Here is an 18,501-nt window from a genome sequence, read left to right as displayed (position 1 = left end):
GCAGTAGGTTTGGTCGGGTGTTCACCGTTGTGCGGCGCGGATGCGCTCGACCCGTTCGGCGCTGGCCGGATGGCTCGACAGGTACGGCGTGCCGTGGTCCAGCTTGCCTAGGGCGACAAACACTTGCGCCAGGTGTTCCAGCGGGATGCCGTTCTGGCGCAGCATGGCGATCGCGTAGTCGTCCGCATCGCGTTCCACGTCGCGCGAATACTTCAAGTCCAGCAGCAGCGGCGGCAGGGTCGCCACCACCGTCGACACGTCGCCGAACAGCAGCGCGGCGCCGGCGCCCACGGCCGAGGTCTGGATGATGCGCCGCGTCAGGTGGCGTTGCTGCAAATGCCCCAGCTCATGCGCCAGCACGCCCATGATGGCCTGGTCGTCCGGCAGCAGTTCGATCATTTCATCGGTCAGCACGATGTCGCCCGACGGCAAGGCAAACGCGTTCGGGCCGATCTTGCTCTTGCGAAACACGATGCGGTGCTCGGGCGTGCTGTCGCCGGGCGTGGCCAGGCGCGCGAACTGGGCGCGCAAGGCTTGCTGGCGCGCGCCATCGAGCTGGCTGGGCGCGAATACATGGCGGTCCAGCATGTCGAGCACGCCCTGACCCAGCTGCCGTTCGACCGACTGCGGCAGGGTATACGCGATGCCCTTGGCCGCCAGCGGCAGCAGGTATTGATAGCTGAGCCACAGGGCCACGATGGTGGCCACGGTGGCCAGCAGGGCGCCGCGCCAGCTTTGCTGCAGCCGCACCACCCAGCCGTCCCGGTGGCCCGTGTCGTGCAGCAGGCTGTTGAAGGCTGCCTGGTCGGCGATTTCCAGGTAGGCGCCGTCGGCAAAGCTGACCTTGCGCACGGCGTGGCTGCTGCGTTCGGACACGTGCAGCTCGTCCAGCGGGCAGCTGCGCTCGATGTCGCCGGCCAGCACGGCCTGGCCATCGCGCACGCTGAGCGTCACGTGGTACAGGCGCGAGGTCTGGCCGTCGAAATAGCGCGCGGGCACGGGGGCCGCGCCCGGCGCGTGGTGATCGAGCGTCATGTTACAGCGACAGGTCGAAGTCCAGCAGGTCGACCACGCCTTCGCCCGTGGCCGACACTTGCTGGCCCGTGGCGGCGACAAATTCGTCCAGGCTGCCGTGCACCAGCATGGACGTCGCTTCCAGGCGGTACTTCAGCCAGCGCACGTGGGCGAATGGCGTAAACAGGCCCAGGGTGACGACGATGCCCAGCAGGTTGCTCAGCATGACGAAGGTGGTGCGGCCCCACGTCAGCTGCGACTGGAACTGGTGCTGCTGCAGGCGCGTGTGGTTCCAGATCAGGTTCTGGATCATGGTCAGGAACAGCGGCAGCACGGTGAACGCCCACAGGTACAGGGCGCCGATGGCAAACAGCAGGCTGCCAACCTTGGTCTTGTCATTCGCATTGGCCGCAAACGAGGCGAACACGCTGCCGAAGACGACGAAAATCAGGACCAGCAAGCCGCCCAGCAGCAGGGCGAAGAACAGCAAATAGGTCTTGTAGAAGCTGCCGACCGTGGCGTCAAAGCTGAAATGGGTGGCGCCGAAACGGCTTTGCGTGTGCTGGAAGCGCTTCAGGCGCTGGTGCAGGAAAGGCGTCATCAGGCCGCCCGTGAAGGTATTCAGGATGGGCAGCCACAGGAAGTACTTGTAGGCTTCCTTGGCGCTGCCGCCAAAGCCGAAGCGGATGCCGCGGTAGCTGGTGTTGTACAGCTTGAATTGCAGGCTTTTCCAGACCAGCCAGGGCAGGATGGCGGCCAGCAGCACGAACATCAGCAAGCCCACGATGGGCGAGACCTGGAAGGCGATGTTGTAGCCGGCGATCAGCACCACGGCGGCGATGCGGCCTTTCAGGATGGCGACGGCGTTGCCGTGGTATTCGAAGCTGCCGCCCGCCAGGTGGGTGCTCGAATAAAAGTAGCGGTTGCGGCGCACCTTGGCCCAGGCGGAATAAATGCCCAGGGTGACGATGCTCAGCAGCAGGTTGACGATCCAGATACGGAAGTATTCGCTGCCGGTGGCACTGAAGGTGATGGCTTCTTGTCGGGGAGTAGTGTTGTTTGCGTCGAAATCCACAGGGGTTTCCTTACTTATTGGAAACAAAACAAGATAAGGGATTATTGAAAAGTTATCAATTGAAAATACTGTTTTTCGCAATATTTTCGTCGATTCGCTTGCGCTGACCCGATCCGGCCATCCCCGGCTATACTGGAACTCAACCATTGTTACCGGGAAAACCATGATCGTCGTCCACCATCTGAACAATTCGCGCTCGCAGCGCGTGCTCTGGCTGCTCGAGGAACTGGGCCTCGACTACGAGGTCAAGCGCTACCAGCGCGACCCGAAGACCATGCTGGCACCCGCTTCGCTGAAGGCCGTGCATCCGCTGGGCAAGTCGCCCGTGATCACGGATGGCGCCAACACCATCGCCGAATCGGGCGCCATCATCGACTACCTGGTCGAGCGCTACGGCAATGGCCGATTGATCCCGGCGGCGGGCACGCCGGACAAGCTGCGCTGGACCTACTGGCTGCATTTCGCGGAAGGCTCGGCCATGCCGCCGTTGCTGCTGAAGCTGGTGTTCGACAAGGTCGAGTCGTCGCCGATGCCGTTTTTCGTCAAACCCATCGCGCGCGGCATCGCCAGTAAGGTCAAGAGCAGCTTCATCATGCCCAATATCAACAGCCAGCTGGCCTATATGGAAGCGGAGCTGGAAAAAACCAAATGGTTTGCCGGCAATGAATTCACGGCGGCCGACATCCAGATGAGCTTTCCGCTGGAAGCGGCGGCCATGCGCGGCGGACTCGACGAGCGCCTGCCCAAGCTGACGGCCTTCCTGCAGCGCATCCATGCACGCCCGGCCTACCAGCGCGCGCTGGAAAAAGGCGGGCCCTACGATTTCGTCAAATAAGCGGCATTCAAGGCCGATATGCGGGGAACCATACGGTAAAATGCCCGATTCAACCTGTATCCACTTACCGCATGGCCAGACTCCTCGCTATCGACGGCTTGAATATCGTACGCCGCGTCTACGAAGCCAGTCCTGAACCCGATTCCGACCTGAAGGCGGAGATCGCGCTGCGCCATGCGCTGTCGTCGTTCCGCACCCTCATCAACGACCACGAGCCGACGCACATCCTGCCGGCCTTCGACTTTGGCGGCCCCACCTGGCGCCACGCCCTGTATGCCGGTTACCGCGAGGGGCGCCAGCCCATGCCGCAGGTGCTGCGCGACGCCTTGCCCGGCTTTTACGCCACGCTGGCCAGCTTCGGCATGCACGTGGTCAGCATTCCCGAGGTCGAGGCCGACGACGTGATCGGCACGGCCGTCATGCGCTGGCTGCACGAGGGGCGCGGCGCGGCCGTCATCGCCACCACCGACAAGGATTTGCACGGCTTGATCGCCCACGGCGCGCTTGTGTGGGACCATTTCAAGGGCGTCTGGCACGACCACGCCTGGGTCGAGAAAAAGTTCGGCGTGCCGCCGGAACTGCTGCCCGACCTGCTGGCGCTGATGGGCGACGTCACCGACAGCATCCCCGGCGTGTCGAAGATCGGCCTGAAGACGGGCGCGAAACTGTTGCGCGCCTACGGCAATATCGATGCCGTGATGGCCGGCGCGGGCATTTTGCCGGGCGCGCTGGGCGAAAGCCTGCGAAAAGAGCGGGAAATACTGTATCTTTCAAGAAAGTTAGTGGCGCTGAAAACGGATGTCACGTTAGGCGTGACCTGGAACAAGCTCGTGTGGGAAAAATAGAGCTCTTTTGGCCAGAACACGGAATAAATCAAGCAAGGAAAGTAATCATGATGTTAAAGACAGTCCTGATCGATAGCAGCGCCGTGGCGCGCGGCCTGCTGAACACGGTCCTGACCGATGGCGGCTACGATGTCTGCGGGCAGACGCATACCAGTGCGCTGGGGCTGGCGCTGCTGGTCAAGCACCACCCGCATTTCGTGTGCATCGCGCGCGAGCAGGTGGAAGACGGGACCAATGTGGTGCAGACCATCCGCGCCCAGTATCCGAAGACGCTCATTTTCATGGTTTCGGGCGGCATCGACGCCGCCTCGCTGCAGGCGGCCCACGCCATGGGCGTGTCGGGCTTCATCGTGAAACCGTTCATGGCCGACACGGTCCTGAAAACCGTGCGCAATACCGTCATTGCCATGGTGCGCAAGCAGCAGGCACTCGCTGCCGCCGCGCAAGGCAATTCCTAGACGCCGCTCAGGCCTGTGGCGCTGGCGATGATGCCGCCGCCCAGGCAGACGTCGCCGTCATACAGCACGGCCGACTGGCCGGGCGTGACGGCCCATTGCGCCTGGTCAAACGCCAGGCTGAACTGTTCATTCCCGTCCGGCAGCAGCTGGCAAGCCACGTCGGCCTGGCGGTAGCGCGTCTTGGCGCTCAAGGCGCCCGCCTGCGGCGCGCTGCCTGCCACCCAGCTGGCCTGGTCGGCGGTCAAGGATGGCGACAGCAGCCACGGGTGGTCATGGCCCTGCACCACCCACAGGGTGTTGTTGGCGATATCCTTGCGCGCCACATACCAGGCGTCGCTGCTGCCGTCCGCGTTCTGGTACGACTTCACGCCGCCGATGCCGATGCCCTTGCGCTGGCCCAGCGTATAAAAACTCAGTCCCACGTGTTCGCCCACGGTCTTGCCGTCGGCCGTCTTCATGGGACCGGGCTTGTACGACAGGTAGCGGTTCAAGAATTCGCGGAACGGGCGTTCGCCGATGAAGCAGATGCCCGTCGAATCCTTCTTTTGCGCGTTCGGCAGGGCCAGTTTCTCGGCGATCTGGCGCACTTGCGTCTTCGGAATTTCACCGAGCGGGAACAAGGTCTTGGACAGCTGCGCCTGGTTCAAACGGTGCAGGAAGTAGCTTTGATCCTTGCTGGCGTCGACGGCTTTCAGCAGCTCGTAGCGGCCCGCATCGGTCGGCGCCTGGCGCACGCGCGCATAGTGGCCGGTGGCGATCAGGTCGGCGCCCAGGGTCATGGCGTGGTCGAGGAAGGCCTTGAACTTGATTTCGGCGTTGCACAGCACGTCCGGGTTCGGCGTGCGGCCGGCCTGGTATTCGCGCAAAAAATCGGCGAACACGCGGTCCTTGTATTCGGAGGCGAAATTGACGGCTTCGATATCGACGCCGATGACGTCGGCCACGCTGGCCGCGTCGATCCAGTCCTGGCGCGTGGAGCAGTATTCCGAATCGTCGTCATCTTCCCAGTTTTTCATGAACAGGCCGATGACTTCATAGCCTTGTTCCTTCAGCATCCATGCCGCGACCGAGGAATCGACCCCGCCCGACATGCCGATAACGACTTTCTTCTTGCTCATCTTGCTTTCCAGTTACTTTAATAATATGGCAATGCGTGTAGCTATGCGCTATTGAAAACGGACGCATGCGTGTGCAGCAGGGCCAGCGGCGCGCGCCGGCCCGCCAGGTATTCGTCCACGCACTGCAGCACCAGCGGGCTGCGGTGGCGTTCCTGGCACGCCGCCAGCTCGTCGCGCGTCATCCACAGGGTGCGGATGATGCCTTCGTCCAGCGGGCGGTCATGCTCGGCGCCGGCCGTACCGCAAAAGGTGAAGCGCAAATAGGTCACGTCCTCGCCCGTGCGCAGTGACTGATAGCGCGACATGTACATGCCGACCAGTGCCGTGGGGATGAAATCGTAGGCCGCTTCTTCCAGCGTTTCGCGGATCACCGCCTGTTCCAGCGACTCGAACGGGTCGAGGTGACCGGCCGGCTGGTTGAGCTTGATGCCTTCGCTGGTCTCTTCTTCAATCAGTAAAAACAGGCCGTCGCGCTCGACGATGGCGGCAACGGTGACAGAGGGTTTCCAGATTCTCGGCATGATTCCATCCTTGAAAGAGCCGACATTTTATCTTGTTCTGCGCGCGCGGTTTGAACCCGGCCTTCTGTTGCGCGGACATATTGATAAATGACAACGTTTTAGCAAATAGCGGTGGGAGGTACTTACGTCTTTCCCGGGGAGCGCACTAGCATGGGGGCTTAGTCGCCAAGATGGCAGGAAACGCCCGCTAATATAGGCTTTCCCTGTGGCCAAAACAAGCGCGCACGCACGCTCGACTGTGGTGAGATTGACACACCTTTCCCACAATATGGGCGCCGCGCCGCATGGTGAAACGAATCGTGGGATGCTGGTGAAATTAGTGTCGTACGACTAAAAGTTGCTGGTTCACAAACGTTTAACGCGCTGCTTTCCGTGTTAGATTCTAGTCAGTTTATCAATTAGCGGAGGCATCATGAGGATAGGCATACCGGCCGAAACACGGCCTGGTGAAACACGGGTGGCAGCAACGCCCGAGACAGTCAAGAAGCTGGCAGCCAAACATCAGATCGTCGTGCAATCGGGAGCGGGCCTGCAAGCATCGATTCCCGACGACGCGTATGCCGCCGCCGGCGCGCAGATCGGCACCGCCCAGGAAGCCTATGGCTGCGCCATCGTGCTCAAGGTGCGCGCGCCCGATGCCGATGAACGGGCCCTGATGGCCAGCGGTACGGTGCTGATCGGCATGTTGAACCCGTTTGACGCGGACAATATCGCCGCCATGGCCGCGGCCGGCCTGTCCGCCTTCGCCCTGGAAGCCGTGCCGCGCATCACGCGCGCGCAGTCGATGGACGTGCTGTCGTCGCAGGCGAACATCGCCGGCTACAAGGCCGTGCTGGTGGCGGCCAACACTTACCAGCGCTTCATGCCGATGCTGATGACGGCGGCCGGCACCGTCAAGGCGGCCCGCGTGCTGATCATGGGCGTGGGCGTGGCAGGGTTGCAGGCGATCGCCACGGCCAAGCGCCTGGGCGCCGTCATCGAGGCGTCCGACGTGCGCCCGCCCGTCAAGGAACAAGTGGAATCGCTGGGCGCCAAGTTCCTCGACGTGCCTTTCCTCACGGATGAAGAAAAGGAGATCGCCAAGGGTTCGGGCGGCTATGCGCGCGCCATGCCGGCCGACTGGATGCGGCGCCAGGCGGAACTGGTGCATGAACGGGCGAAACTGGCCGACATCATCATCACCACCGCGCTGATTCCCGGCCGCGCCGCGCCCGTGCTCATTTCCGAAGAAACGGTGAAGGCCATGAAACCCGGTTCCGTCATCGTCGACCTGGCCGTGGAGCAGGGCGGCAACTGCCCGCTCTCGGAACTGGGCAAGACGGTGCTCAAGCACGGCGTCTACATCGTGGGCGAACCGAACCTGGCGACCCTGGTAGCGGCCGATGCTTCGGCCCTGTATGCGCGCAACGTGCTGGACTTCTTGAAGCTCATCATCGACAAGGACGACCAGTTGCTGATCGACCGCGAGGATGAAATCATCAAGGCCAGCCTGGTGTGTGCGGGCAGCGAAATCTTACGTAAATAAGTTACAAAAACAACGCGGCACCGGGAGAGAACCACATCATGGAAATCAGTCACACCATCATTAACCTGATCATCTTCGTGCTGGCCATTTATGTCGGCTACCACGTCGTCTGGACCGTCACGCCGGCGCTGCATACGCCGCTGATGGCCGTCACCAATGCCATTTCCGCCATCATCATCGTCGGCGCCATGCTGGCGGCCGGCCTGACGCAAGGCCCGCTGGCGCAGGCAGCCGGCACCCTGGCCGTGGCCCTGGCCGCCGTCAACGTGTTTGGCGGCTTCCTCGTCACGCAGCGCATGCTCGAGATGTTCCGTAAAAAAGAACCGAAAGCCAAGCAAGGAGCAAAAGAATGAGTCACGCCATGAGCTTCGTCACCCTGAACCTGGTGACGATGATGTACCTGATCGCCTCGGTGTGCTTCATCCAGGCCTTGAAAGGCCTGTCGTCGCCCTCGACGGCGCGCCGCGGCAATGCCTTCGGCATGAGCGGCATGGCCATTGCCGCCGTCACCACCGTGGCGCTGATCCTGAAACTGAAGGAACAGCAAGCGGGCGGCATGGGCCTGACCCTCGTCATCATCGGCATCGTCACGGGCGGCGCCATCGGCGCCTACCTGGCGAAAACCGTGGAAATGACCAAGATGCCGGAACTGGTGGCGGCCATGCATTCGCTGATCGGCCTGGCGGCCGTGTGCATCGCCGTGGCGGCCGTCTCCGAGCCATGGGCCTTCAATATCGCCAAACAGGGCGAGGCGCTGCCCATCGGTAACCGCTTCGAGCTGTTCATCGGCACCTTTGTCGGCGCCATCACCTTCTCCGGTTCGGTGATCGCCTTCGGCAAGCTGTCGGGCAAATACAAGTTTCGCCTGTTCCAGGGCGCGCCCGTCAGCTTCAAGGGCCAGCACATGCTCAACCTGGTGCTGGCGCTGGTGATGATCGCGCTGGGCCTGGTGTTCTGCTTTGCCGACGGCGCCGAGCCGGCCTGGACGCCGTTCATCGTCATGGCCGTCATCGCCTTTGCGCTGGGCGTGCTGATCATCATCCCCATCGGCGGCGCCGACATGCCGGTGGTGGTGTCCATGCTCAACAGCTACTCGGGTTGGGCCGCGGCCGGCATCGGTTTTTCGCTGAATAACTCGATGCTGATCATCGCCGGTTCGCTCGTCGGCTCGTCCGGCGCCATCCTGTCGTACATCATGTGCAAGGCCATGAACCGCTCGTTCTTCAACGTCATCCTCGGTGGCTTCGGCGGCGATGCGCCGGCCGCCGGCGTGGCGGGCGCGCAGGAACAGCGTCCCGTGAAATCGGGTTCGGCCGACGACGCCGCCTTCATCATGGGCAATGCGGAAACCGTCATCATCGTGCCCGGCTACGGCTTGGCCGTGGCGCGCGCGCAGCACTCGCTGAAAGAGCTGGTGGAAAAGCTCACGCACAAGGGCGTCACCGTCAAGTATGCGATCCACCCCGTGGCGGGGCGCATGCCGGGCCACATGAACGTGCTGCTGGCCGAGGCGGAAGTGCCGTACGACCAGGTCTTCGAGATGGAAGACATCAACGGCGAATTCGGCCAGACGGATGTGGTGCTGGTGCTGGGTGCGAACGACGTGGTCAACCCGGCGGCGAAAGACCCGAAATCGTCGATTGCCGGCATGCCGATCCTGGAAGCCTACAAGGCCAAGAGCATCATCGTCAACAAGCGCTCGATGGCATCCGGCTATGCGGGCCTGGACAACGATTTGTTCTATCAGGCGAACACGATGATGGTGTTTGGCGACGCCAAGAAGGTGATCGAGGATATGGTGAAGGCAATCGATTAAGGCAATGCCTTGGTCAATTGAAGATGGCCCGCCTTGCGCGGGCCGTTTTTATTGGCCGGCCGCTGCCGCGACGACATGGTTGCGTCCCTGGTGCTTGGCGACATACAGGGCCTTGTCGGCATCCGACATGGCCGCATCCAGGCTGGCGCCCTGCACCAGCGGCGCCACGCCGATGCTGATGGTGACGTGCAGCGGGGAACCGTCGGGCAGCACGGTGACCGCCGCCGCCACGGCTGCGCGGATGCGTTCGGCCACCTGGTGTGCCTGCTGCAGGCTGGCGTCGGGGAACAGCAGGCCGAACTCCTCGCCGCCGAGGCGCGCCGCCACGTCGGTGATGCGTCCCGTGTCGCGCAGCGCCTGCGCCACCGTGCGCAGCACGGCGTCGCCCACGGCATGGCCATAGCGGTCGTTGATCTTCTTGAAGTGGTCGAGGTCGGCCACGCCCACGCTCAGGGCGGCGCCGCTGCGCGCCGCGCGCGCCATCGCCTGCTCGGCTTGCGCTTCATAGGCGCGCCGGTTCGGCAGCGACGTCAGCGCATCGTGCAGCGCCTGCTGTTCCAGCTGCGCCAGCAGGCTGGCGTTTTTCGCCGCCAGTTCGCGCCGTTCGCGCACGTCGAGCAAAAAGGCGCCGAAATAGCGCATGCCGTCGACCACGCCCAGGTCCATCGCCTTCATTTCGATGGGGATCATTTGCGTGTCGCGGTGGCGGATGGCGAATTCGCGTATCTTGCCCAGCACGCTGGAGGTGCGCGAGCTGCGGATGTAGTTGAGCACGTGGTTGTCGTGCTGCGCGCCGACGGCGTCGGGCAGCAGGCCGTTCAGGGTCTGGCCCAGCAATTCTCCGCTGGCATAGCCCGACAGCGTTTGCATGGCGCCATTGATATAGCGGATGCGGCACTGCTCGTCGATGATGATGACGGCGTCGAGGGCGTCTTCCAGCAGGCGGGAAAAGAGGACTTCGGGAAGAGCGGCAGGCGGTGCTGCGGGCAATGCATCTGTCATGGAACGGTCGCCAAAAGCCAGGTGACAGCCATTGTCGCATCCGCGGGCCGTTTACTCCATGCCGGATCGCCCGCCTGTTTCTTTTTCGCCCGTGCCCTTTCCTTATTGCTAAGACTCAGCGGCGGCCGTACATCATCAGCTCGGCCAGCGTCTTGCGCGCAGGGGGAAATGCGTCCAGCAGGCCCAGCGACAGGCCCAGCAAGCCTTGCGTGGGCGCGTTGCCCGTGAAGATGCGCGCCATGGTGTCGGTGACGCGCACGGTCAGCCCCCGGTCTGCCTGGCGCAGGCTGGCGTAGCGTTCCAGCCCGGCCGGGCTGCTGTCCTGCGCCAGCACGCGGGCCAGCACGGCGGCGTCGCGCAAGCCCAGGTTCAGGCCTTGTCCGGCCACCGGGTGCAGGGTTTGCGCCGCATTGCCGATGGCGACCGTGCGCGCCGTGCCGCCCGCCTGCGCGTTCAGGCCCAGCGGATAGGCCAGGCGCGGCGTCGTGTGGGTAAACCGCCCCAGGCGGCTGCCGAAGGCGGCGCCCAGGCGCGCCAGGAAGGCTGCCTCGTCGAGCGCCAGCAACTGTTCCGCGCGCGTGGGCGGCACGCACCAGACCAGCGCGTAGCCATCGTCCTGCGGCAGCAGGGCCAGCGGCCCTTCATCGGTGAAGCGCTCGTACGCGCGGTGGGCGACGGGATCGCTGGTGCGCACGTGGGCAATGATGGCGCTTTGACCATAATCGCGGCTGACGGCGCGTTCCGGCTGCTGGCCGAACAGACCGCCCTCGGCCTGCACCAGCAGGCTGGCGCGCAAGCTCGAGGCGGCGCCCTCCTGTTCCAGCTGCACGCTGACGCCATCGGCGTCTTCCACGCTGCCAGTGACCAGGGCCGGGCGCAAACTGGCCACGCCCAGGCGTTCGCAGACGTCGGCCAGCGCGCTGACGACGGCGCCGTAACGGGCCACATAGCCGAGCGCCTCGACGCCATGCTCGCCGCGGTCCATCAGGCTGCGCCCGAACTGGCCGCGCCGCGAAACGTGAATCTGATGAATCGGCGTCGCTGCCACGGGCCAGGCGCCCGCTTCCTCGAGAATCTGGCGGCTGCCGTGCGACAGGGCGATGGTGCGCGGGTCGCGCCTGGCTTGGTCGAGGGATTTGGCGTCGAGCAGGGCGATGCCGGCGGCGCGGCTGCCGCGCTGCACCAGCAGGGCGGCCAGCGCCATGCCGACGGGGCCGGCACCGCAGATGGCGAGATCGAAAGTGGACGGTGTATGCATGCGGCGGCGTTAATCCTGTGACATCAGTTGTTCGATTTCAGCGACGCCCTTGGGCGCCGTGCTGAAGACTTCGTGGCCTTGCGGCGTGACCAGCACATCGTCTTCGATGCGGATGCCGGTATGCCAGAACTGCTCCGGCACGCCCGCGCCGGGACGCACATAGATGCCCGGTTCCACCGTCAGCACCATGCCCGCTTCGAGCGGGCGCCATGGCTTGCCGGGCGCGTCCGTGTCGCGGTAGGCCCCCACGTCGTGCACGTCCATGCCCAGCCAGTGGCTGGTGCCGTGCATGTAGAAGGGCATATAGGCCTTGTCGGCGATGACGTCCTGCGCGCTGCCGCTTTTCTGCCGGTCCAGCAAACCCAGGTCCAGCATGCCTTGCGCCAGCACCTGCACGGCCGCCTCGTGGATGGCGCTGTGCGGCAAGCCGGGGCGCACCATGTCCAGCGACGCCTGTTGCGCGGCCAGTACCAGTTCATACAGGGCCCGCTGCGGGCCGCTGAAACGGCCGTTGACGGGCCAGGTGCGCGTGATGTCGGAGGCGTAGCCATCGAGTTCGCAGCCGGCGTCGATCAGTACCAGCTCGCCGTCCTGTAATACCGCGTTGTTGGCGCTGTAATGCAGGATGCAGGCGTTGTCGCCGCCGGCCACGATGGAGGAATACGCGGGGAATTGCGCGCCGCTGCGCCGGAATTCGTACAGCAGCTCCGCTTCCAGCGCGTATTCGTGCATGCCGGGCCGCGTGGCGCGCATGGCGCGCGCGTGGGCCGCGCTGGAAATGGCGGCCGCGCGGCGCATCAACTGCTGTTCCTGCGTGTCTTTCAGCAGGCGCATGGCGTCGAGCATGCCATGGATGTCATGCGCGATGGCGGGCGCCGTGACGCCGCTGCGGGCCTGTTGCCGCACATTGTGCCGCCAGACCTTGACCTGTGCATCGAGGCTGCCGCCCAGCGCATAGTAAATGGCGGGGACGTCGGCCAGCAGGCGCGTCATTTCCACGTCGAGTTCCTCGATGGGGAAGGCGGCGTCGAAGCCGAAGCTGGCGCGCGCCGCCTCGGGGCCGTGGCGGAAACCGTCCCAGATTTCGCGCTCCGTATTCTTGGCGCGGCAAAACAGGATGGCGCGCGCCGGCGCCGTGGCGCTGGCGGCCACGAGTGCCACGGCGCTGTCGGGCTCCGTAAAGCCGCTCAGGTAATAGAAATAGCTGTCGTGGCGGTACGGATAATCGCAATCGCTGTTGCGCGGCACTTCGGGCGCCGTGGCGAGGATGGCTACGCTGCCCGGCAGCATCTGCGCCAGCAGCGCCGCGCGCCGCGCCGCGTAGTTGGCCATCATGTTGCGCTGGCCTTGGCCGTGACGCCGTTGAGGGCGTCGAGCTGTGCCGGCGTGCCCACATTCGTCCACTCGCCCGGATAGACTTCGCCGCCCACGCGGCCCTGGTCCGCGTACTGGCGCAGCAAATCGCCCAGTTTGGCGTGGCTGCCGGGCGCGATGCCGTCGAACATCTCGGGACGGTACACGCCGATGTTGGCGAAGGTCCACTTGGTATCGTCCGTATTGTTGATCGCGAACAAGGTCAGGCCGAAGTCGCCTGTGGGATGGAAGTCGGGATTGGGCACCAGGTACGTCCAGGCGATGTCGCGCTGGTCGGCCGGATACGGCGTGCCCAGCACGTCCTTGTCGGCCAGCACGTCGAGTACTTGCTTGAAATCAAAGTAGGGGCAATAGATGTCGCCGGAAATGGCGAGGAATGGTTCCTCGCCCAGCAGGTGGCGCGCCTGGGCGATGCCGCCCGCCGTTTCCAGCGGCGTGCTCTCGGGAGAATACGCGATGCGCGCGCCATACGCGCTGCCGTCGCCCAGGGTTTCCTCGATCAGGTGGCCCAGGTGGGAATGGTTGATGACGATGTCCGTGATGCCGGCGCGCACCAGGTTCAGCACATGCCAGACGATCAGCGGGCGGCCGCGCACTTTCAGCAGCGGTTTGGGACAGGTATCGGTAAGCGGACGCATCCGTTCACCGCGGCCTGCGGCAAAGATCATGGCTTTCATGGGTAGTCGTTTTCTGTATCGGTAAGTCGGCTGCGCGGGCACGCCGCGCAGCGGGAAGGTGCCTAGAATGTATAGCCGACTTGCGGAGTCTTGTTTTCCAATGCATCGAGCAGACGCACCAGCGGCTTGAGTTCCGTATAGCGGTTGGCCGTCTTGCGCACGTAGTCGAGCACGGTTGGCAGGTCGCCCATGTACAAATCCTTGCCGTCGCGGTAATTCAGGCGCGCGAACAGGCCGAGGATTTTCAAATGGCGCTGCAGGGCCGTGAATTCGAAATCGCGGTAGAAAGCGTCGATATCGGGATTGACTGGCAAGCCCAGCTGCTTGGCGCGCTGCCAGTAGCGGATCACCCAGTCGAGCACCAGTTCTTCATCCCACTGGAGATACGCATCGCGCAGCAGCGAGGCGATGTCGTAGGTGACGGGGCCGAAGACGGCGTCCTGGAAATCGAGAATGCCGGGATTGGGAATCGAGCCATCGTTGATGTGCATCAAATTGCGCGAATGGTAGTCGCGGTGCATGAACACTTGCTGCTGCGACAAGATATTCGCCGTGATGGCTTCGAAGACCTTGTCCAGCTGGGTTTGTTGCACATCCGTCAAGGTGGCGCCCAGGTGCTTGCCAATAAACCATTCCGGGAACAAATTCATTTCGCGCAGGATGAAGGCGCGGTCGAATTCGGGCAAGACGTCCGGCTGGCTGGCCAGCTGGATTTTCATCAGCGACTCGAGCGCTTCCGCGTACAGCACGCTGGCATTGTCGTGGTTCAGGGCGTCGAGGTAGGTGGTCGTGCCCAGGTCGGAGAGCAGCAGGAAGCCATTGTCCAGGTCTTGCGCGATGATTTCGGGCACGGATACGCCGGCGCCTTTCAGCAAGCCGGCCACCTTGACGAAGGCGGGCACGTTTTCGCGCTCGGGCGGCGCATCCATGGCAATCAATGTACTTCCTGGCAAGGTTGTATTGCCTGGCAGCACGTCGAGACGGTAGTAGCGGCGGAAGCTCGCATCGCTGGAAGCGGGGCGGGCGGAATCGGGCGCAACGAGGTTCAGCGGGGCCAACCAGGCTTTCAACAGGGTCAGGCGAGCGTCGGCGGAGGCCGGCGCGGCAGGGGAATTGGGGGAGAATGACATTAAGCGGCCTGTGGAATCGGGTTGATGGTGCAGATTCCCATATAATAAGGGATTCAAATCAAAAAATCGCCTGTCAATGGTGCTTGCCCCTTCCAATTCATGAGCTGGTTTTCGGCCTCCCCCCCTTCGCAGCGCTGGGCTTTCGCCATCAGCGCGCTTGTCGCCGCCACGACGGTGCCTGTCCACGCCCAGAAAGCGCCGCGTCCGGTTCATGTGGAAGATCCCGACGCGCCCACCGTCATGACGGCAAACAGCATGAAGGGACGCCCCGAAAGGGAGCTCAATCTCGACCAGAATGTCGTGATTGAGCGCGGAAAAACCACAAAAATGACGGCCGATACAGCTTGTTACAAACAAGTTGAAGATGAGTTTGACGCCGAGGGCCATATCAAGATGTGGCGTTTCGGCGATTACTACACGGGCGACGTCCTGAAGCTGAACATGGAGACCGGCAAGGGTTTCCTGCTCAACCCGACATACCGCTTCGAAGTGGGCGGCGGCCAGGGCAAGGCCGAGCGCGTCGACTTCATCAACCCCGACGAAGCCAATGTCATCGACGGTACCTACAGTACCTGCGAAGGGCCGAACCCGGACTGGTACCTGAAATCGAGCACCTTGAACCTCGATACGGGCCGCGACGTGGGTACCGGCAGCAAGACCATCATCTATTTCAAGGACGTGCCGATCCTGGGCACGCCGGGCATCTCGTTTTCGCTGTCGGGCGCGCGCCGCTCGGGCTGGCTGGCGCCCACGCCGGGCTTTGCCTCGAAGAACGGTTTCGAGCTGCTGATGCCGTATTACCTGAATATCGCGCCGAACCGCGACCTGACCCTGTACCCGCGCTACATCCAGCGGCGCGGCATCCAGCTCGGTGCGACGGGCCGCTACATGGGCGAGACGGATGCCGGCCTGTACCAGGGCGAAACGTCGTTTGAATTCTTGCCTAACGACAAGCAAACCAAGACCAACCGCTACATGATCAAGTCCAAGCATGAGCAGGCGCTGGCCAAGGGCTGGAGTTACAGCTGGGATTTGCGCGAGGCGTCCGACAATAATTACCCGAACGATTTTTCGAAAACCGTCGCCACCGCCACCGAGCGCCAGTTGCTGCGCGAATTGCGCACCGATTACCGCACCGAGGACTGGAGCCTGACGGCGCGCGTGCAGAATTACCAGGTGCTGCAGGATCCCGATCCCACGGCGACCGTGCCGCGCCCGTATGACCGCTTGCCGGCGGTGAACTTCCACGCTGGCAAATATGACGTCTGGGGCGGCTTCGACTGGACCTTCGACGCGGAAGCGACGCGTTTCGCCCATCCGACCCAGGTGCAAGGGTCGCGCCTCGTGGCCGTGCCGCAGGTGAGTTTCCCCATCGTGCGCCCTGGCTACTTCGTCACGCCCAAGCTGATGCTCAATGCCAGCGCATATCAGCTTGATAACGATGCCAGGACCAAGGCGCTGCTGTTCAATACGACCTCGTTTACGCGCGCCGTGCCGACTTTCTCGGTCGACAGCGGCCTGGTGTTCGAACGCGACACGAATCTGTTTGGCGCCAAGGGCGGCACGCAAACTCTGGAACCGCGCCTGTTCTATGTCTATACGCCGTACCGCGACCAGTCGCAGTTCCCGAAATTCGATACGGCCGACGGCACCTTCAACCTGACGCAAATCTTCACGGAAAACCGGTTTGTCGGCAGCGACCGCATCGGCGACGCCAACCAGGTCACGGCCGCCCTGGTATCGCGCTTCCTGCAGGCGGACGGTACGGAACGCATGCGCCTGACCTTCGGCCAGCGTTTCTATTTTGCCGACCAGCGCGTGCAACTCAATTCGACCACGCCCGTCAACCAGTCGCGTTCGGACATCCTGCTGGCCGCGACGGGCCGCGTGTCCGAGACTTGGACCGCCGACAGCCTGGTGCAGTACAATCCCAGCGATCGCCAGTTGATGAACTACAACTACACCTTGCAATATCAGCCAGGTGCCAAGAAAGTATTGAATTTCAGCAATCGTTTCCAGCGTGGGGATGCTGGTTGGCGCAATGCGGAAGTATCGACGCAATGGCCGTTGACGGACCGCCTGTATGGCGTGGGCCGCATCAGTTACTCCTTGAAGAACCGCAGCATGCTGGAAAGCCTGGTCGGCCTGGAATACAAGGGCGATTGCTGGGTGTTCCGCATGGGCGCGCAGCGTTTCGTGACGACGTCCAATACCGTTTCGACGCCGATCTTCTTCCAGCTGGAATTGACGGGCTTGTCGAATGGCCTGGGTCTGGGCGCGAATGGCCTGGAAACTTTTACAAAAACCATCCCTGGTTACCAGACACTGAGCCAGCCACTCCGTTAAGATAGGCACCGTTGCCGCCGCCGGTGTTCCCGGCGCTGGCACAAACCGGTTTTTTTATTCACCTGAACTCATGAGCGCTCTACACATTATGCGTAATGCCAGTATGCACCAACTCAAAATTGCAACGGTTTTGTTGTGCGCCATTTCCGGCGCCACGACCAGTAGTGTCTGGGCGCAACAGGCTGCGTCAGCGCCTGTCGCCAAGCCCGCCGCCGCGGCACCGGCCAAGGGGTTCACGCCACCGGCCTCGAGCAGTGGCCAGACCATCGACTCCATCGCCGTCGTCGTCAATGACGAGGTGATTACGCGTAATGAAGTGGCGGCCCGCATCACGAGCGTGGAGCAGCGCATGAAGGCGCAGAACGTGCCCTTGCCCGATCCTGCCGACCTGCGTCGTCAATTGCTGGAGCGCATGATTGTTGAACGCGCCCAAATGCAGCTGGCCAAGGAAATGGGCGTGCGCGTGGATGACCTGACCCTGGACCGCGCGATTAGCCGTATTGCTGAACAGCAAAAAATGACGGTACAGGAACTGCGCAACCAGATGGAAAAGGAAGGCACGCCGTTTGCGACTTTCCGCGAACAAATCCGCGATGAAATCATCATGCAGCGCCTGCGCGAGCATGAAGTCGATGCCAAGATCCAGATTTCCGATTCCGAAGTGGATAACTTCCTGGAAGCGGAAAAAGCGGCCGCCAGCGAACAGGTGGAACTGAACCTGGCGCAGATTCTCGTGCGCATTCCGGAAAATTCCAGCCCCGAACAGATCGCCGCGCGCCGCGCGCGCGCCGAAGAAGTCAGCCGCCAGCTGCGCACGGGCGCCGATTTCGCCAAGATGGCCGCCACCTATTCCGATGCCAGCGATGCGCTGAGCGGCGGCGATATCGGCTGGCGCCATAGCGACCGCGTGCCGCCCCTGTTCACGGAACAGTTGCTGAAACTGAAGCCGGGCCAGATCACGCCTATCATCAAGAGCAACACCGGTTTCCATATCCTCAAGCTGGTGGACCGCCGCAGCGCGGCCGAAGCGCAAGCCGTCGCTGCCGTGCAGCAGACGCATGCCCGCCATATCTTGCTGAAAGTAACCCCGACCTTGTCGGCTGCCGAAGCCAAGCGCAAATTGCTGGAATTGAAAGAGCGTCTCGATAACAAGGCCGCCAAGTTCGAAGACCTGGCCCGCTTGTTCTCGAACGACGGTTCCGCGGCCAAGGGCGGCGACCTGGGCTGGCTGTATCCAGGCGACACCGTGCCGGAATTTGAAACGGCGATGAATGCGCTGAAACCGGGCGAAGTGAGCCAGCCGATCGAATCGAGCTTTGGCTTCCACCTGATCGAAGTGCTGGAACGCAAGAGCGATGACGTCTCGAAAGAGAAACAGCGCGCCGCCGCACGCAATGCCTTGCGCGAACGCAAGCTGGAAGAGGCGACGGAAAACTGGGCGCGCGAAGTGCGCGACCGTGCCTACGTCGAATTCCGCGCGGACGACCAGTAATGCTGCTGATTCATT

The 18,501-nt window shown here is 63.0% G+C and carries 17 protein-coding genes; 8 read left to right on the top strand and 9 right to left on the bottom strand.

Features of this window, described 5'->3' with window-relative positions:
• Positions 1-21: 21 nt before the first annotated feature.
• Positions 22-1,035 (bottom strand): M48 family metallopeptidase, encoded by a 1,014-nt coding sequence (locus tag VPH40_RS16220; protein ID WP_289912717.1) that lies wholly within the window; start codon positions 1,033-1,035, stop codon positions 22-24.
• 1 nt (position 1,036) lies between these two features.
• Positions 1,037-2,089 (bottom strand): YjgN family protein, encoded by a 1,053-nt coding sequence (locus VPH40_RS16215; RefSeq protein WP_305062901.1) that lies wholly within the window; start codon positions 2,087-2,089, stop codon positions 1,037-1,039.
• 163 nt (positions 2,090-2,252) lie between these two features.
• Between VPH40_RS16215 and VPH40_RS16210 the strand changes: the two genes are divergently transcribed.
• The 3 genes from VPH40_RS16210 to VPH40_RS16200 all read left to right on the top strand — a co-directional run bounded on the left by VPH40_RS16210 (position 2,253) and on the right by VPH40_RS16200 (position 4,227).
• Positions 2,253-2,924: a glutathione S-transferase gene (locus tag VPH40_RS16210; RefSeq protein ID WP_099666242.1), complete on the top strand. Its 672-nt coding sequence runs from the start codon at positions 2,253-2,255 to the stop codon at positions 2,922-2,924.
• A gap of 71 nt (positions 2,925-2,995) precedes the next feature.
• Positions 2,996-3,769 carry a 5'-3' exonuclease gene (locus VPH40_RS16205; protein WP_034778849.1) on the top strand — a complete coding sequence of 258 codons (774 nt, stop codon included), beginning with the start codon at positions 2,996-2,998 and terminating at the stop codon, positions 3,767-3,769.
• Positions 3,770-3,819: 50 nt separating this feature from the next.
• On the top strand, positions 3,820-4,227 hold the full coding sequence (locus VPH40_RS16200) for a response regulator (protein WP_077409312.1): 408 nt from the start codon (positions 3,820-3,822) through the stop codon (positions 4,225-4,227).
• On the opposite strand, the gene mnmA is transcribed toward VPH40_RS16200, so the two are convergent.
• Together mnmA and VPH40_RS16190 are read right to left on the bottom strand one after the other, a co-directional pair.
• Entirely contained in the window at positions 4,224-5,345 is a 1,122-nt protein-coding gene (gene mnmA, locus VPH40_RS16195) for a tRNA 2-thiouridine(34) synthase MnmA (RefSeq protein WP_328573945.1), read from the bottom strand. The genes VPH40_RS16200 and mnmA overlap by 4 nt on opposite strands.
• Before the next feature lie 41 nt (positions 5,346-5,386).
• Positions 5,387-5,866 (bottom strand): NUDIX hydrolase, encoded by a 480-nt coding sequence (locus tag VPH40_RS16190; protein WP_010401817.1) that lies wholly within the window; start codon positions 5,864-5,866, stop codon positions 5,387-5,389.
• 412 nt (positions 5,867-6,278) lie between these two features.
• Here VPH40_RS16190 and VPH40_RS16185 point away from each other — a divergent pair, with 412 nt between their 5' ends.
• From VPH40_RS16185 to VPH40_RS16175, 3 genes are read left to right on the top strand one after another with little or no spacing between them, the layout of a single operon-like run.
• Positions 6,279-7,391, top strand: a complete 1,113-nt coding sequence (locus VPH40_RS16185) for a Re/Si-specific NAD(P)(+) transhydrogenase subunit alpha (RefSeq protein ID WP_328573944.1) — start codon at positions 6,279-6,281, stop codon at positions 7,389-7,391.
• Between the two features lie 38 nt (positions 7,392-7,429).
• A complete protein-coding gene (locus tag VPH40_RS16180) occupies positions 7,430-7,744 on the top strand; it encodes an NAD(P) transhydrogenase subunit alpha (protein WP_034778841.1) in 315 nt (104 codons plus the stop codon).
• Between the two features lie 8 nt (positions 7,745-7,752).
• Positions 7,753-9,207, top strand: coding sequence for an NAD(P)(+) transhydrogenase (Re/Si-specific) subunit beta (locus VPH40_RS16175; RefSeq protein ID WP_328573983.1), 1,455 nt, complete (start codon positions 7,753-7,755; stop codon positions 9,205-9,207).
• 48 nt (positions 9,208-9,255) lie between these two features.
• On the opposite strand, the gene VPH40_RS16170 is transcribed toward VPH40_RS16175, so the two are convergent.
• The 5 genes from VPH40_RS16170 to VPH40_RS16150 form a co-directional block, all read right to left on the bottom strand.
• Positions 9,256-10,209 carry a GGDEF domain-containing protein gene (locus VPH40_RS16170; RefSeq protein WP_099666246.1) on the bottom strand — a complete coding sequence of 318 codons (954 nt, stop codon included), beginning with the start codon at positions 10,207-10,209 and terminating at the stop codon, positions 9,256-9,258.
• Between the two features lie 115 nt (positions 10,210-10,324).
• Positions 10,325-11,467 carry a UbiH/UbiF/VisC/COQ6 family ubiquinone biosynthesis hydroxylase gene (locus VPH40_RS16165; RefSeq protein ID WP_328573943.1) on the bottom strand — a complete coding sequence of 381 codons (1,143 nt, stop codon included), beginning with the start codon at positions 11,465-11,467 and terminating at the stop codon, positions 10,325-10,327.
• Between the two features lie 9 nt (positions 11,468-11,476).
• Complete coding sequence (locus tag VPH40_RS16160) at positions 11,477-12,799, bottom strand: aminopeptidase P N-terminal domain-containing protein (protein ID WP_328573982.1); 1,323 nt, start codon at positions 12,797-12,799, stop codon at positions 11,477-11,479.
• A complete protein-coding gene (murU, locus tag VPH40_RS16155) occupies positions 12,799-13,518 on the bottom strand; it encodes an N-acetylmuramate alpha-1-phosphate uridylyltransferase MurU (RefSeq protein ID WP_099666249.1) in 720 nt (239 codons plus the stop codon). The genes VPH40_RS16160 and murU overlap by 1 nt, the downstream gene beginning before the upstream one ends.
• A gap of 62 nt (positions 13,519-13,580) precedes the next feature.
• Entirely contained in the window at positions 13,581-14,648 is a 1,068-nt protein-coding gene (locus tag VPH40_RS16150; protein WP_099666250.1) for an aminoglycoside phosphotransferase family protein, read from the bottom strand.
• 99 nt (positions 14,649-14,747) lie between these two features.
• On the opposite strand from VPH40_RS16150, the gene VPH40_RS16145 reads away from it, so the two are divergent.
• Positions 14,748-16,994: an LPS-assembly protein LptD gene (locus VPH40_RS16145; RefSeq protein WP_251351310.1), complete on the top strand. Its 2,247-nt coding sequence runs from the start codon at positions 14,748-14,750 to the stop codon at positions 16,992-16,994.
• 88 nt (positions 16,995-17,082) lie between these two features.
• A complete protein-coding gene (locus tag VPH40_RS16140; protein ID WP_099666253.1) occupies positions 17,083-18,486 on the top strand; it encodes a peptidylprolyl isomerase in 1,404 nt (467 codons plus the stop codon).
• Positions 18,487-18,501 lie beyond the last annotated feature (15 nt).

It is taken from the genome of Janthinobacterium sp. P210005 (assembly GCF_036231865.1).
Classification (GTDB): domain Bacteria; phylum Pseudomonadota; class Gammaproteobacteria; order Burkholderiales; family Burkholderiaceae_D; genus Janthinobacterium; species Janthinobacterium kumbetense.
The sequence above is the reverse complement of the archived record's forward strand: the minus strand, read 5'-3'. Positions and strand labels throughout refer to the sequence as shown.

What these genes read in the sequence shown, in the direction of transcription:
- VPH40_RS16205 (WP_034778849.1), top strand. Translation starts at nt 2,996, where the DNA reads ATGGCCAGACTCCTCGCTATCGACGGCTTGAATATCGTACGCCGCGTC.
- VPH40_RS16165 (WP_328573943.1), bottom strand. Translation starts at nt 11,467, where the DNA reads ATGCATACACCGTCCACTTTCGATCTCGCCATCTGCGGTGCCGGCCCC.
- VPH40_RS16210 (WP_099666242.1), top strand. Translation starts at nt 2,253, where the DNA reads ATGATCGTCGTCCACCATCTGAACAATTCGCGCTCGCAGCGCGTGCTC.
- VPH40_RS16145 (WP_251351310.1), top strand. Translation starts at nt 14,748, where the DNA reads ATGAGCTGGTTTTCGGCCTCCCCCCCTTCGCAGCGCTGGGCTTTCGCC.
- VPH40_RS16190 (WP_010401817.1), bottom strand. Translation starts at nt 5,866, where the DNA reads ATGCCGAGAATCTGGAAACCCTCTGTCACCGTTGCCGCCATCGTCGAG.
- VPH40_RS16140 (WP_099666253.1), top strand. Translation starts at nt 17,083, where the DNA reads ATGCGTAATGCCAGTATGCACCAACTCAAAATTGCAACGGTTTTGTTG.
- VPH40_RS16150 (WP_099666250.1), bottom strand. Translation starts at nt 14,648, where the DNA reads ATGTCATTCTCCCCCAATTCCCCTGCCGCGCCGGCCTCCGCCGACGCT.
- murU (WP_099666249.1), bottom strand. Translation starts at nt 13,518, where the DNA reads ATGAAAGCCATGATCTTTGCCGCAGGCCGCGGTGAACGGATGCGTCCG.
- VPH40_RS16180 (WP_034778841.1), top strand. Translation starts at nt 7,430, where the DNA reads ATGGAAATCAGTCACACCATCATTAACCTGATCATCTTCGTGCTGGCC.
- VPH40_RS16220 (WP_289912717.1), bottom strand. Translation starts at nt 1,035, where the DNA reads ATGACGCTCGATCACCACGCGCCGGGCGCGGCCCCCGTGCCCGCGCGC.
- VPH40_RS16160 (WP_328573982.1), bottom strand. Translation starts at nt 12,799, where the DNA reads ATGGCCAACTACGCGGCGCGGCGCGCGGCGCTGCTGGCGCAGATGCTG.
- VPH40_RS16185 (WP_328573944.1), top strand. Translation starts at nt 6,279, where the DNA reads ATGAGGATAGGCATACCGGCCGAAACACGGCCTGGTGAAACACGGGTG.
- VPH40_RS16175 (WP_328573983.1), top strand. Translation starts at nt 7,753, where the DNA reads ATGAGCTTCGTCACCCTGAACCTGGTGACGATGATGTACCTGATCGCC.
- VPH40_RS16200 (WP_077409312.1), top strand. Translation starts at nt 3,820, where the DNA reads ATGTTAAAGACAGTCCTGATCGATAGCAGCGCCGTGGCGCGCGGCCTG.
- mnmA (WP_328573945.1), bottom strand. Translation starts at nt 5,345, where the DNA reads ATGAGCAAGAAGAAAGTCGTTATCGGCATGTCGGGCGGGGTCGATTCC.
- VPH40_RS16170 (WP_099666246.1), bottom strand. Translation starts at nt 10,209, where the DNA reads ATGACAGATGCATTGCCCGCAGCACCGCCTGCCGCTCTTCCCGAAGTC.